Consider the following 13,961-nt stretch of genomic DNA (forward strand, 5'->3'; position numbering starts at 1 on the left):
TATTGGAAGGAGTTGAGTTGAAAGTCTGCGTCCGTCGCTGGGAGGAGCCCGCATGTCCGAGAAGTCAGTAGCCGGTTTTTGGTTCGACCCGCTGTGCCCGTGGTGTTGGATCACCTCCCGCTGGATTCTCGAGGTCGAGAAGGTTCGCGATATCGACGTCGACTTCCGGGTGATGAGCCTGGCCGTGCTCAACGAAGGCCGGGACCTTCCCGAGCAGTACCAGGAGATGATGAAGAAGGCGTGGGGACCGGTCCGTGTCGCCATCGCCGCCGAGCAGGCGCATGGCCGCGAGATCCTGTCACCGCTGTACACCGCGATGGGCACCCGGATCCACGACCAGGACAACAAGGATTTCGATGTCGTGATCGCCGAGTCGCTGGCCGAGGTGGGACTGCCCGCCGAGCTCGCCGAGGCGGCCACTTCAGACAAGTACGACGACGAACTGCGCAAGAGCCATCACGAGGGCATGGACGCCGTCGGCGAGGACGTCGGCACCCCGACCATCCACATCAACGGCGTGGCGTTCTTCGGCCCGGTGCTGTCCCGCATCCCGCGCGGGGAGGAAGCCGGCAAGTTGTGGGACGCCTCGGTCACCTTCGCGGCCTACCCGCACTTCTGGGAGCTGAAGCGGACGCGGACCGAAGCCCCGCAGTTCGACTGAAATTTCCCCTCCGGTTGCGCGCCGGCTCGGTTGGGACAATTTTTAGTCCATGACAGTGGCTGACCCGACCGAGCCGAGCGTGCAAACCGACGGCACCTACCGCGACAAGCTGGTGGCCGTCGAGCCTGGTGGCAATGAGTTCATCGCGCACGAGGATCGGCACGGGCACCCGCGCCAGCTGTTCTGGACGTGGACGTCACCCAATCTGGAGTTCGCGACGATCTTCGTCGGCGTGCTCGCGGTGGCCGTTTACGGCATGACCTTCTGGCAGGCGGTCGCCGGCATCGTGATCGGCACCGGGCTGGGCGCTATCGCGCACTACTTCCTGTCCGCCCGGGGCCCGTTGCACGGTGTGCCGCAGATGGTGTTGGGCCGGTTGGCGTTCGGGTTCAAGGGCAACGCGGTGCCGGCTGTGCTGATGTCGGTGACCGCCGGGGTCGGGTGGTTCGCCACCAACAGCGTCAGCGGCGCGTTCGCCCTGTCCACCCTTTTCGGCATCGGGCCGCTGGCGGCATTGGTCATCGTCGTGCTGATCCAAACCGGGTTCGCATTCTTCGGCCACAACCTCGTCCAGGCCTTCGAGCGCTGGTCGTTCCCGGTGCTCGCGGTGATCTTCGCGGTCGCCTCGGTCGTGATCCTCACCAAATCCCACTTCGACGCACCCGCAATCGACGGTGGCGTCGGCGGTCTGGGCGGATTCCTGTTGACCGTGGGCACCGCGTTCGGCTACGCCGCAGGCTGGACGCCCTATGCCGCCGACTACACCCGGTACCTGCCGGCCACCGTGTCGACGGCGCGCACCGGATTGTTCGCCTCACTGGGGTTGTTCCTGTCGTGCACGATCCTCGAGATCGTCGGCGCCGCATCGGTGACCATCGGCCCGGCGCTGTCCGACAACCCCACCGAAGCGTTCACCAGCGAGCTGGCCTCGCCGCTGGCCAAGGCCACCCTGCTGGCCATCGCGGTGGGTGCCATCGCCGCGAACGCGATCAACATCTATTCCGGCGCAATGGCTTTCGTGACCATCGGCGTCAAGCTGCCGCACCACATCGCGCGTGCCCTCGTGACGGTGTTCTTCGGCGTCGCCGGTTTCGCGATCGCCTGGTGGGCGCTGGCCGACGCCGCCGCCAGCTATGAGGCCTTCCTGCTGATCATCGCGTACTGGATCGGACCGTGGCTGGGCGTGGTGTTCGCCGACCAGTACCTGCGCCGGGGTCAGCCCATCGCCGGATTCCTCTACGACCGCAGCTATGCGAACTGGGGCGGCTTCGCGTCGTTCGGCCTCGGCCTGGTGGTGTCGGTGTTGCTGTTCTCCAACCAGGAGAAGTTCGTCGGCTACATCGCCAGGGCGGTGCCTGCGCTCGGCGACATCACCTTCTTCGTCGGCTTCCTGATCGCCGGGGCAAGTTATCTTGTGCTATGCCGATCGAAGATCACCGCCGAACGCGCCGCGGTATGACGCCGGAGGAGATGCTCGACGTCGCCTATGATGAGGCCCGAAAGGGCTTGGCGGAGGGCGGAATTCCGATCGGCGCCGCATTGTTCAGTGCCGACGGGGAGTTGCTGGGCAGCGGGCACAACATGCGGGTGCAGCTCGATGATCCGTCGATCCACGGCGAGACCTCGGCGTTCCGCAACGCCGGCCGCCAGACCGACTACCGCTCCACGATCATGGCCACCACGCTGTCACCCTGTTGGTACTGCTGCGGTCTGGTCCGCCAGTTCAACATCGGGGCGCTGGTGATCGGCGACGCCCGGACCATCGTGTGGGGACACCCGGAATTGGCCGAACTCGGAGTGAAGATCACCGTGCTCGACGACGACCGCTGCTTCGACATGCTCAACCAGTTCATCGCCGACAAGCCGTACCTGTGGAACGAGGACATCGGAGTCGCCGAGTGATCGCCACCATCGACATCTCCCGCTGGTACGCCGGGGGAGAGCAGGCCGACGCCGTCGCCGCCGAACTCGACGAGGGGCTGCAACAGGCCGGTTTCATACTGGTCACCGGGCACGGCATCGATCCGGAGCTGGCCGCCGGCGTGCGGGCGGCGTCGCGGAAGTTCTTCAGCCTGCCCGACGACGTCAAGCGCCGGTACTCGGTGCCGGTCGGCGGGCATGGCTGGATCGCTCCCGGCGCGGAAGCCAACGCCTACGCCGAGGGCACCGAGACGCCGCCCGACCTCAAGGAGAGCTACAGCCTGGGCGCGGAAACGGCCGTCGGCGACCCCGACGTTGACCGGATCTGGTTCGCGCCCAACGTCTGGCCCGCCGAGGTGGCCGAGCTGCAGCCGCTGGTCAATTCCTACACCGCGGCCGTGCACCGGCTGGCCGACGATCTGCTGGCCCTGATGGCGCACGCGCTCGGGCTGGCGGAGAACCCCTTCGTCGCCCTGGCCGACCGCCCGACCTGGACGATGAACATCAACCACTACCCACCGGTCAGCGTCGTCGGCGAGCCCGAACCGGGTCAGTTCCGGATCGGCCCACACACCGACTTCGGCACCGTGACGATCCTGGACCGCGAGCCCGGAGCCGGTGGGCTGCAAGTCTTTTCCGAAGCCGACGGATGGGAAGACGCGCCGTATGATCCCGCGGCACTGACCATCAACATCGGCGACCTGCTCGAGTACTGGAGCGGGCGACGCTGGCCGTCCGGGCGGCACCGGGTGCTGCCCCCGCAGCCGCACGCGCCCGAAGAGGACCTGATCTCGCTGATCTACTTCTACGAGGCCAACCACGACGCGCTCATCACTCCGCTGGAGCCGCCGGTCGGGCGGGTGCCCGGGTTGGCGCCGGTGACGACGTCGGCCTTCATCAAGGAGCGGCTGGACGCCATCACTGTGGGCTGACCGCGTGCCGAAGTAAGGTAACGGCCATGCGTGTCTACCTCGGCTCTGACCATGCCGGATACGAACTCAAGCAAGCCATCATCGAGCACCTGAAAAACGGTGGTCACGAGCCGATCGACTGCGGCGCCTACAGCTACGACGCCGACGACGACTACCCGGCCTTCTGCATCGCGGCCGCGGTGCGCACCGTCGCCGACCCCGACAGCCTGGGCATCGTGCTCGGCGGCTCGGGCAACGGCGAGCAGATCGCGGCCAACAAGGTGCCCGGCGCCCGCTGCGCGCTGGCCTGGAGCACCGAGACCGCCTCGCTGGCCCGCGAGCACAACAACGCCCAGCTGATCGGCATCGGCGGACGCATGCACACCCAAGAGGAGGCGCTGGCGATCGTCGACGCATTCCTGTCCACCCCGTGGTCGAAAGCGCCACGGCACCAACGCCGTATCGACATCCTCAACGAGTACGAGCGCACCCACGTCGCGCCGCCGGTACCCGGCGCCCCGGCCTGACCTGTGCCGGAAGGGCATACCCTTCACCGACTCGCGCGGCTGCATCAGCGCCGGTTCGCCGGCGCGCCGGCAGCCGTGTCGAGTCCACAGGGCAGGTTCACCGACGCCTCCATCGTCAACGGCCGGCTGTTCACCCAGGCCTCGGTCTGGGGCAAGCACCTGTTCCACCACTACGACGGCGGTCCGATCGTGCACGTCCACCTGGGGCTGTACGGCACCTTCACCGAGATGCCGGTGCCGATGCCGCTGCCGGTCGGTCAGGTGCGGATGCGGATCGTCGGCGACGAATGGGGCACTGACCTGCGCGGTCCGACGGCCTGCGAGGTGATCGACGAAGCCCAGGTAGCGGCCATCGTGGCCCGGCTCGGGCCCGACCCGCTGCGCCGGGATGCCGACCCTGCGCTGCCGTGGGCTCGAATCTCGAAGTCCCGCAAGACCATCGGCGCCCTGCTGATGGACCAGAGCGTAATCGCCGGGGTGGGCAACGTGTACCGCAGCGAATTGCTCTTTCGGCATCACCTCGACCCGTACCGGCTGGGCCGGGACGTCTCCGAGGCCGAGTTCGCCGATGCCTGGACCGACCTGGTCGCGCTGATGAAGGTGGGCGTGCGGCGAGGCAAGATCGTGGTGGTGCGGCCCGAGCACGATCACGGTGCGCCCTCGTACGCCCCGAACCGTCCACGCACCTACGTGTACCGGCGCGCCAGTGAGCCCTGCCGAGTGTGCGCGACCCCGATCCGGACCGCCGAATTGGAAGGTCGCAACGTGTTTTGGTGCCCTACCTGCCAGGTGTGATCAGCGCTGCCGGGCGGCACCCGCGAGAATGCTTGTATGGAACTGATTCTCGTCGTCGTCGGCGCCATCGTCGTCGCGGCGATCGCCAAGAACCGTGGCCTGGAACCCGCCCTGATGATCGTCGTCGTGGGCATCGCCGCGTCGTTCCTGCCCGGGTTCACCGCGCCTGAACTGGATTCCCACGTCCTGCTCTCGGTCGTTTTGCCGCCACTGTTGTACTCAGCGGCGCTGGACTTCTCGTTTCCGGCGTTCATGCGCAACATCAAGCCGATTCTGGGCCTCGGGGTGGGTCTGGTCGTGGTCACCGCGTTCACGGTGGCCGCGGTGTCCGCATGGCTGGTCGTGGTGCCGCTGACGTTCGCGACCGCGCTGGTGCTCGGCGCCATCGTCGCGCCGCCCGATGCTGTCACCGCCGTCGCCGTCGGCCGCAAGCTGGGCTTGCCCAAGCGGGTGATGACGATCCTGACCGGCGAGAGCCTGATCAACGACGCCGCCGCGCTGGCGTTGTTCTCGATCGCCGTCGCACAGGTCGCCGGCACCCACACCTTCATTGCCAACCCGCTGCTGCTGTTCGGCTACAGCGCGCTGGTCGGTCCGGTGGTGGGCGTTGCGCTCGGCTACGTGACCCTGTGGATTCGCGAACGCCTCAACAGCGCCAGCCTGGAGACGATCCAAGGCCTGGTGGTGCCGTTCGCCGCGTACATCACCGCCGAGCGATTCCACGCCTCCGGCGTGCTGGCGGTGGTGGCTGCCGGGTTCGTCGTCGGCAGCGGCACCTTGAGCGCCGGCTACCAGACCCGGCTGCAGGAACGCTATGTCTGGCACTCCGTCGACGTGCTGCTGGAGGCGTTCGTCTTCGCCTATATCGGTCTGCATCTGCGCTTCGTCCTGGAGGATCTGCGCGACGCCCACGAGTCGCTGGCGGAGGTGGGCATCGCTGCGCTGGTGGTGCTGGCGATCGTGCTGGTGATCCGTCCACTGTCGGTGTTCGTGATGTTCGGCCGCGGTGTGCTGTCCCGTCACGTCGACCGCAGGCTGAGTGTGCCGATCCCCGAAGGCAGTCGCGGCGCACTCGGCGTCCGCAAGCCAGGCAAGCCAAAAGGCAAGTGGCGCTCCATGATCGACCACACAGCGTTGACCTGGCAGGAAAACGTCGTGGTGTCGTGGACCGGGATGCGTGGTGTGGTGACGTTGGCCGCCGCGGCAGGTATCCCGCCGACCGTCGCCAGCGGCGAGCCGTTCCCGGAGCGGGCCACCATCCAGGCGATCGCATTCGCCGTCGCGGTGGGCACGCTGCTGCTGCAGGGGTGGACGCTGCCGCCGCTGATCCGCCGCCTGCATCTGTCCTCACGAGAGGACGACCGGATCTACGACCGCGAGGAAACCTACAAAACCGAGCACACCGTGCACCTCGCGGCCGACGAAGTGCTGGCCCGGTTCGAGGCCGAGCCGCCGGCGGGCCTCGACCCGCACGTGCTGACCGAGATTCGCAACTGGATCGCTCGCCACTCCAAGGATGCCGACGAGATGCCGGACCCCGAAGAGCACGACCTGCGCGCGGAGGTGTTCTCGACGCTGTACCGCAATGTGCTTGCCGCGCAACGTGCGGCGTTGATCACCGAGCGCGATGAGGGACGCATCGACGATGAGGCCGTGCGCGCGATGCTCGACAGGCTGGACTTGCAGGAAGCCAGCGTGACAGCCCGGATGGAGAGCCGGATCTAATTTCCCGGGTCGCTACGCTCGCCCCCTCGCCTGCGGCCGGGCGGTACCCCCAGCCCACCGGATCTAGAAGTCGCCGAACCCGCCGCCGAAGTCACCGCCGCCGAAGTCGCCGCCACCCCAGCCGCCGCTGTCGCCCAGGCCGCCGCCGTCCCAGCCGCCGCCGTCGCCGCCGCCCCAACCGCCGTCCTGGCCGCCGGCATCCAGACCCTGGTCAAAACCCTGGTCGTAGCCCTGGTCGAAACCCGAACCGAAGCCGTTCTCGAATCCCGAGGCGCCGTAGTCGACGCCGTTCATGCCGGAGAACAGTGCGTCGAACAACAGCACCGACCCGACACCCCAGGCGCCGGCGACCAGTGCCGTCTTCCACCACGGCTCGGAATACCAACCCGCCGGCACCGGACGCCCTGCGACCCGGCCGCCGGGGTAGTAGTTCGGGGTCCGCTGACTCGGCGTCGGGGAGGCCTCGATCTCGCGGCCCTCGAACTGCACCTTGCGGTCCTCGGTCACCGCGCCCGCGGCCTTCTGGCCGGACACCGTCTCCAGCTCGGGGCCTGGATCCATGCCCATCGCGGTGCGGGCGGCGCGCACGTAGTACAGCCCTTCGATCGCGCTCTCCTTGGCCAGCATCGCCTGCTTGGCGGTGGTGGCCTGATCGATCTGGGAAGAGGCGGCGGTGAACCGCTCGGAGGCGTCGGCCATTGCCTGGGTGGCGGCCTCGTTGTTGCCGGACAGGTTGAGCACCTGCCCGCCGAGGCGCTCGATCACCCGCCGGGCGTCGGCCTTCGCATCGGCCAGCGCGGCCGCATTGCGATTGCCCGAGGCCCGCGACGAACTCACCACCGCCAACACGATCACGCCGATGACGACCAGGATGAGCACGACCAGCACACCGTTCATGGCGTCCACAGTACCGATCCTGTGAAAGTGCTCCGGAGAACGAGAATTAGCTCATCAGAGCACGCCGAGAGCGCGGTACACCTCATCGCTGAGCGCGGTGCTGCGCGGGTCCGCATTGCACTTGGTGGCGTCGAAATAGTTCATCACGTAGGCGTAGCCGATGCGGTGCTCGAGGTCGACGAACCCGTAGGAGCCGCCCGAGCCGCCGTGCCCGAAGCTTCTCAGGTTGGGGCCGGCGACCCCGCGTTGATTGAGCATGTAGCCCAGGCCCCAGCCGTGATCGGCGACCCGCGGCCCGAGCACGACGTCGGGATCGAAGCCTCCCTGCGAGACCCGCACCGCCTCCAGATGATCTCGGCTGAGCAGCTTTTCCTGTGCGAGCCCGTTGTAGAACGTGGCCAGACCGAGTGCCGACACGTGGCCGTTGGTGCTCGGGAACTCGCTGACACGCCACCGGTCGAGCTCGTTGGAGCCCAGTTCGTCGTCGGGGACGAAGCCCATCGCGACGGCCATCCCGGCCATCGGATGTTCGGCGAGCGAGGTCGGATAGCCCGGTGCCTGGCCGTTGGCCAGGACATCGCGAATGTGGGGTTTGTTGATCATCTCCGCGCACCGATGGTGTTCGGCGGCAGGCAGACCGATGTGGACGTCGACGCCCATCGGCTCGGCGATCTCGGTCCGCAGATACTGGCCGATCGTGCGCCCGGTGACCCGGCGGACGACCTCGCCGAGAATGAACCCGAAGCTGACCATGTGGTAGCCCTGTGCTGTGCCCGGCGGCCACCACGGCTCGGCGGCGGCGAGGTCGGCGCACACCCGGTCCCAGTCGGTGGTGTCGCTCCAATGCATGCGGGTGCGAGGCCCGATCACACCGGAGCGGTGCCCCAGCACCGACGCGATCGTGATGTCCTGCTTGCCGTTCGACGCGAACTCCGGCCAGTACCGGGCGACCGGGGCGTGCAGGTCGAGCTCGCCGCGATCGGCGAGCAGATGCACACACGTGCTTGTCAGCCCTTTGGTGCCGGAGAACACGCTGGCCAGCGTGTCCTGGCGCCACCGCCGGCGCCGACGGGCATCGGCATAGCCGCCCCACAGATTGACCACCAGATCCCCGTCGACCCACACGGCGACCGCCGCGCCGACCTCATCGCGAGAGGTGAAGTTCGCCTCGAAGGCGTCGCGCACCGCGCCAAAACCCGCGGCGCACGCACCGCCGATGGGGATGTGGTCGCTCAACGCCCCTCCTGGCCGCCGGGTATCGCCTGAATCTACGGCGGTCAGGTTAGCCAGCAAAGTTGTGAGGACGATTGGAGCGGAATCGAAACCACCCTGTAATTAGCGCCGACGCTGGGCAGATTTGTTCACTTGGATTTTCCGGCCGGTTTGGCGTTCTCGCAGGCCCGTGCGCCACGATCCTGGTGTGGAGATTCCCGATACGGGCATTCCGCCGGCGCTCGCGAGCCGGATGACGATGGCCGAGCAGTACGAATGGCATCAGAGCTATCTGCGCGCCCGCCCGGTGTCGCGGCGCAACTTCCTGCGCGGATCGGCGGCCGCAGCAGCCGTGGCGGCGCTCGGGGCCGCCCCGTTCGGGCGACGCGCCTACGCCCAGGACGCGCCGTTGGCGGTGGCCGGCCGGCGGGTCGGCTACGGCACCGACGCCACGAGTCAGCTACGGCTGGCCGGCCAGCTGTCGCGCAATCCGGGCGCCACCAAGGTCTTCCTCGACCACGGCCCGACGCCAGGGCTGGGTGCGACGGTCGAGGCGGAGGTGCGCAACCTGGTGACCCAGATCCCGGACAGCAGCGGCGGTGTGCTCTCGGCCGAGCAGTTCTACGTCCACGCGCCCGTGGACGGACTGGCCGGGCGCACCCCGCATTTCTACCGGTGGCGCACCGACGACGGCTTCGTCAGCGACGTGCGGTCCGCCGCGACCGCCATGCCCAGTGCGCGAGATGCGGTGGGCTGGTTCCGGTTCACGATGATGGGGGACCAGGGCACCGACGAGACGCCGCTGGCTCCGCCCGGTCTCACCCGTGGCGATTACGACGACAGCTATTACAAATCCGACAACGATCCGACCGTGTCGCACACCGGCAACGTGCTCGATCAGATCGTGGCGGCGCGTCCGGATTTCCATGTGCTCGCCGGCGACATCGCCTACGCCGACCCGTCCGGGGCGGGCAAGCCGCCGCAATTCGTCCGAAAGGGTGATGCGCCCAAGGGTTTCGACAAGTTCAACCCGTATGTCTGGGACGTGTATCTGAATTCCATCGAGGCCAGCGCCTCGACGACGCCGTGGATGTTCGCCACCGGCAACCATGACATGGAAGCCGCCTACCCGGTGCACGGGTACGGCGGGCACCTCGCACGGCTCGACTTTCCGGGCAACGGCCCGTCCGGCTGCCCGTCGGTCTACTCGTTCACTTATGGCAACGTCGCGGTGCTCTCGCTGGACGCCAACGATGTCAGCTACGAGATCACCGCCAACAAGGGTTACTCCGGCGGCGCTCAAAATAGTTGGGTGGAAAAGACTTTGGCGGCGCATCGGGCCGATCCCGACATCGACTTCATCGTCTGCTTCTTCCATCACTGTGCCTACTCGACCACCGAGGCCCACGCCAGCGACGGCGGTGTGCGGGCTGCGTGGGTGCCGCTGTTCGACCGCTACCAGGTGGATCTGGTGTTGCAGGGCCACAACCACGTGTTCGAACGGTCCGACCCGATCCGGGGCGGCGCTCCGACGCGGGCAGCCGAGGACAATGCGACCGTCTACCCGGAGACTGATGGCACTGTCTACTACACGGTGGGGTCAGCTGGACGGCCGCGGTACAACTTTCAGCCCGGCGAACCGGAGAGTTACCGCGACAACGTGGCACCCGACACCTTCGTGGGCAACAGCTACGTCTGGACGGCCGACGGCCACAAGCAGACCGAAGCAGTCGGCTGGTCGAGGGTGCGGTTCCGCAACTACGCCTTCATCCGGGTCGATGTGCGGCCCGGCAACCTGATGAGCGAGATGGACGTGACTGCCGTCGACGAATACGGCCGGGAGTTCGACAAGTTGACCTACCGCAGGCAGGTTCGCGCTTAGGCTGCTCCGCTCACCAGACGTCGAAGTGCATGGCGCCCAGCCTGCGTCGGCCGATTCCGGGGGTGACCGACCCTGGCATGTCTCGCCCGGAGTCTGCTCCGACAGCTGCTTTGGGCGCTCAGGGCCGTCCGGCGATCGCGGGTTCCGTCGCCATGACTTCCTTGGCCGCGCGCTCGCCGGAGCGGACTGCACCGTCCACCCAGCCGTGCATGACGCCGGATGTTTCCGTGCCTGCCCAATGGATACGGCCGCAGGGCTCAGTGATCGCCGGCCCGAATTCGGTGAGCACACCGGGCGGGCAGTGGCTGAGCATGCCTCCGCCCGAATACCTTTCGACGCTCCAGTCCTGGTCGAGGTACGCCACCGGGTTGGCGGCCCGTGGGCCGAAGCGTTCCACCAGCTGCGCCAGCACTTCCTTTTTGCGCGCGTCCGGATCCATCTTGGAATAGCGGCGGCCTTCGGGGCCCTCGGTGATCACACACATCACCCCGGGTCGGGGCGCGTCGGTGGAGGCGTCGATGGTCAGTGTCGCCAGCGTTCCGGGTGCGAAGGTCTGGCCCGTCAACCCCGCTTGTCGCCAGAACGGCTCGTCGTAGACGATGTTGATCTTCACGACAGCGCCACTCGGGATGCGCTGGTGCAGGAATGCTCGGTCCACCGGAAGCATCGGCTCGTAGAGGATGTGGCTCGCGATCGCGATCGGTACGGCCACGATCACCCGTTGCGCTCGCACGGTCATGCCGTCGGCCTCGACGGTGACACCGTCGTCGTCCTGAATGATGCGCCGCACAGGCTGATTCAGATGCAGTGAGTCCCCGAGTGCGGCGGCCATCTTGCCGGACACCGCACCCATGCCGCCGATGATGCGGGAATCCTGCGACCCGTCCTTGATGCCGAGCACGAAGGATGGCCCGCCGCCGGACGCCAGCTGACGGAGTACGAACAACATCGACGTCTCCGATGCTGCCGATGTGAAGAGGCCGGCGATCGCCGCTTCGAGCAAGGTGTGCGCGGGCTTGGACAGTGTGCGGTCGTTGAGCCAGGAGGCGTAGGTGATGCGGTCAAGCTTGTCGGCGTTCTTGGCCTCCCACGGCGCCTCGAGGGGGATCGTCTTGCACAGCCGGGTCAGGTCGAGGAACACCGCGCCCATATTCAGCGCCGCCCAGGGACTCATGGTCAACGGGATGGTGCCCTCGTAGCGATAATGCTTGCCGTCGACGACCATCATGGCGTCGCCGTCGGTGTACTGCTTGTAGCTGCCGACGCCGAATTCCTTCATCAACCCGTAGATGGCATCTTGGCCCGGTCCGATCCAGGCGCCGCCCCGGTCGATCCAGATGCCGTCGGGGCCGTCGACGGTGAAGGTGCGCCCGCCGACCCGATCGCGGGCTTCCAGCAGGGTCACCGATCGGCCCGCCTGTTTCAGTCGCAAGGCGGCAGTCAGCCCGGCAAAGCCTGCGCCGACCACGCAGAAATCCACAGCGGCCATGGCTTATGGTGCGCTTCGCGGTACACATCGTGCGGGCGTTTGGCAAAGTATTGACCTGCCCGCCGCACGGTCCCTGGGAGGACAATGAGCACCGACGAGTCCGTACGAACCGCCGTGGTGTTCGTACACGGTTTGCTCGAACGCCGACCCATGGATGTCCTCGACGATTTCGCCAAGACGGCGTTGACACCGGACGGTGGCCGTTGGGAGTACCACGCGCAGCCCATTGAGATCACCGACTCCTACGAGGCGCGCCGCTACGCCGCGCCGTCGGGCGTCGATCTCTTTGAATACGACTGGTCTTTCCTGATGATGAGCGCTCGGTACGCAGGCTTCATCCCCGCCCTGGCGCGGGTCTTGATACGGCGTCCCCGCCACGTGCCCGACCAGTTGTTCGGCATCTGGCGCGTGGTGGCGCTGACGGTGCTCATTCCCCTGGCCGTCATCGTGGCGCTGTTCGTCGTGGGTGGCTATTTCCTGCACACCGGAGTGGCCGGCTGGATCATCGGCGTCGCGACCAGCGTGGTGGTCCTGACCGTCGCGTTGGCCGTGTTCCGTCTACTCCCGCGAGCGTTGACCCGCAGCTTTCTGACCACGGGCTTCGTAAACGTCGCCAGGTACTTCGACATAGCGCCGGAATCCCACGCGGCGCGGCGCGCGATCCGCGGTGGTCTCGTCGACTTGTTGTACACACTGCAGCAGGGGCGCTATGCGCGGGTGGTCGTCGTAGGGCACGGCATCGGCGGCTACATCGCCTATGACGCCCTCACCGCGTTGTGGGCCGAGATGCACGAGCTGCGGTCCGTGCCAGATCCGGCCCCGAGGTCGTCGACCGAGGTTGAGGCCTATGGCTCCGCCGAGGACTTCCAGCGCCAGCAGTTCTCCCGGTGGCAGGACCTTCGGCGGCTGGGAAACCCATGGCGGATAACTGATTTCGTGACCATCGGGACACCAATGGCGCTGGCCGACGTGTTCGTCGCACGGCCACCGATTCTCGGCGGGTGTGGTCGCGTCGACAGACGGCACGCACTGTTCGGCTCATTGATCCGTCGGGGTGTGGTGTGCAGTTGTCCGCCGCTGGACGATGAATCCGCGGAGTCGACGACGATGGGTGGCCTGTCGCCGTTCGCGGTGACCCGCTGGACCAACCTCTGGTTCCCCGTGCGGCGGGGTGCTATCCGCGGCGACTGGTTCGGCGGGGCGCTGGGGCCGCTGTTCGGACCAGGCGTCCGCGATATCGCGGTCAGCGGCAATCTCCCCGAACGGTCGGCCCCGGGGCTCGCGCACACCCGCTATTTCAAGTATCCCGAGCGTGACGCCGACGGTGACGTGGCCTGCGAATTCCGGAAAGTGCTTGCCCTCGAGGATCATTCGGGACTGGATGTCTCGGTCGGTGCACCCGATCCCGATCCGGCGACGGTCGGCCGGGTGGTGTACCGGTCATGGCAGCGCAGTATGTGATGCCGGGTCCGGGGTGGGGGATCGCCCTGCGGGTGGTGTGCGCGGTCTGCGCGGTTGCCGCATTGCTGTTGGCTGTCATGGCAGCCAACGATCTGTACTTCGCCGGCTTCCCGGACTCGCATCTCACCGACTATGACCGAGCAGCCGAGACGCCCAAGCGGCTGCTGATGTGGGCGCAGTGGGTTTTCGTGCTGTTCTTCCTGGTGCTGGCACTTTCGCCGATCAGGTCCAAGGTTCGCGCCATCGGGTTGTTCGCCGGCCTGGTCGCACTCGTCGGCGTCGCTGGCGCTCAATGGGTCGGTATCCCTTGGTATTTCATCACCCACCTCGGTCTTGACAACGGAACCGGCGGCTGATCACCCAATGTGACGCAGATCACTAAATCGCTGTGAACCATCTCTACCGTCCCCGTCGTGAACCGAGGGAGTCAACGAAGACGAATCTCACGGAAGGGTCGGGGCGATGGCGCATGCCGCAACGA

Annotated in this window: 13 protein-coding genes; 10 read left to right on the forward strand and 3 right to left on the reverse strand. The window is 67.1% G+C overall.

What is annotated here, in order from left to right; translation table 11 throughout:
• Positions 1-52: 52 nt before the first annotated feature.
• From D3H54_RS09925 to D3H54_RS09955, 7 genes are read left to right on the forward strand one after another with little or no spacing between them, the layout of a single operon-like run.
• Positions 53-661, forward strand: a complete 609-nt coding sequence (locus D3H54_RS09925; RefSeq protein ID WP_036344309.1) for a mycothiol-dependent nitroreductase Rv2466c family protein — start codon at positions 53-55, stop codon at positions 659-661.
• 49 nt (positions 662-710) lie between these two features.
• Positions 711-2,120, forward strand: coding sequence for a purine-cytosine permease family protein (locus tag D3H54_RS09930; protein WP_149378897.1), 1,410 nt, complete (start codon positions 711-713; stop codon positions 2,118-2,120).
• The gene (locus D3H54_RS09935; RefSeq protein WP_149378898.1) at positions 2,117-2,563 is read left to right on the forward strand and encodes a nucleoside deaminase; all 447 of its coding nucleotides are present in this window, start codon (positions 2,117-2,119) and stop codon (positions 2,561-2,563) included. The genes D3H54_RS09930 and D3H54_RS09935 overlap by 4 nt, the downstream gene beginning before the upstream one ends.
• The gene (locus D3H54_RS09940; RefSeq protein ID WP_149378899.1) at positions 2,560-3,513 is read left to right on the forward strand and encodes an isopenicillin N synthase family dioxygenase; all 954 of its coding nucleotides are present in this window, start codon (positions 2,560-2,562) and stop codon (positions 3,511-3,513) included. Before D3H54_RS09935 ends, D3H54_RS09940 begins: the two co-directional genes overlap by 4 nt.
• Positions 3,514-3,539: 26 nt before the next feature.
• Positions 3,540-4,019, forward strand: a complete 480-nt coding sequence (locus D3H54_RS09945; protein ID WP_149378900.1) for a ribose-5-phosphate isomerase — start codon at positions 3,540-3,542, stop codon at positions 4,017-4,019.
• 3 nt (positions 4,020-4,022) lie between these two features.
• On the forward strand, positions 4,023-4,814 hold the full coding sequence (locus D3H54_RS09950) for an Fpg/Nei family DNA glycosylase (protein WP_149378901.1): 792 nt from the start codon (positions 4,023-4,025) through the stop codon (positions 4,812-4,814).
• A gap of 36 nt (positions 4,815-4,850) precedes the next feature.
• Positions 4,851-6,539, forward strand: coding sequence for a cation:proton antiporter (locus D3H54_RS09955; protein WP_149378902.1), 1,689 nt, complete (start codon positions 4,851-4,853; stop codon positions 6,537-6,539).
• A 63-nt stretch (positions 6,540-6,602) separates the two neighbouring features.
• Here D3H54_RS09955 and D3H54_RS09960 read toward each other — a convergent pair whose 3' ends face one another.
• On the reverse strand, positions 6,603-7,436 hold the full coding sequence (locus tag D3H54_RS09960) for a DUF1542 domain-containing protein (RefSeq protein ID WP_149383447.1): 834 nt from the start codon (positions 7,434-7,436) through the stop codon (positions 6,603-6,605).
• 54 nt (positions 7,437-7,490) lie between these two features.
• On the reverse strand, positions 7,491-8,660 hold the full coding sequence (locus tag D3H54_RS09965; RefSeq protein WP_210419723.1) for a serine hydrolase domain-containing protein: 1,170 nt from the start codon (positions 8,658-8,660) through the stop codon (positions 7,491-7,493).
• Positions 8,661-8,901: 241 nt separating this feature from the next.
• On the opposite strand from D3H54_RS09965, the gene D3H54_RS09970 reads away from it, so the two are divergent.
• Positions 8,902-10,530 (forward strand): metallophosphoesterase, encoded by a 1,629-nt coding sequence (locus tag D3H54_RS09970; RefSeq protein WP_210419724.1) that lies wholly within the window; start codon positions 8,902-8,904, stop codon positions 10,528-10,530.
• Positions 10,531-10,648: 118 nt separating this feature from the next.
• On the opposite strand, the gene D3H54_RS09975 is transcribed toward D3H54_RS09970, so the two are convergent.
• Positions 10,649-12,019, reverse strand: coding sequence for a flavin monoamine oxidase family protein (locus D3H54_RS09975; protein WP_149378904.1), 1,371 nt, complete (start codon positions 12,017-12,019; stop codon positions 10,649-10,651).
• Positions 12,020-12,103: 84 nt separating this feature from the next.
• Between D3H54_RS09975 and D3H54_RS09980 the strand changes: the two genes are divergently transcribed.
• Both D3H54_RS09980 and D3H54_RS09985 read left to right on the forward strand, forming a co-directional pair.
• Positions 12,104-13,480, forward strand: coding sequence for a hypothetical protein (locus tag D3H54_RS09980; protein ID WP_149378905.1), 1,377 nt, complete (start codon positions 12,104-12,106; stop codon positions 13,478-13,480).
• The gene (locus D3H54_RS09985) at positions 13,462-13,836 is read left to right on the forward strand and encodes a hypothetical protein (protein ID WP_286199194.1); all 375 of its coding nucleotides are present in this window, start codon (positions 13,462-13,464) and stop codon (positions 13,834-13,836) included. The genes D3H54_RS09980 and D3H54_RS09985 overlap by 19 nt, the downstream gene beginning before the upstream one ends.
• Positions 13,837-13,961 lie beyond the last annotated feature (125 nt).

It is taken from the genome of Mycobacterium sp. ELW1, assembly GCF_008329905.1.
Lineage (GTDB): Bacteria > Actinomycetota > Actinomycetes > Mycobacteriales > Mycobacteriaceae > Mycobacterium.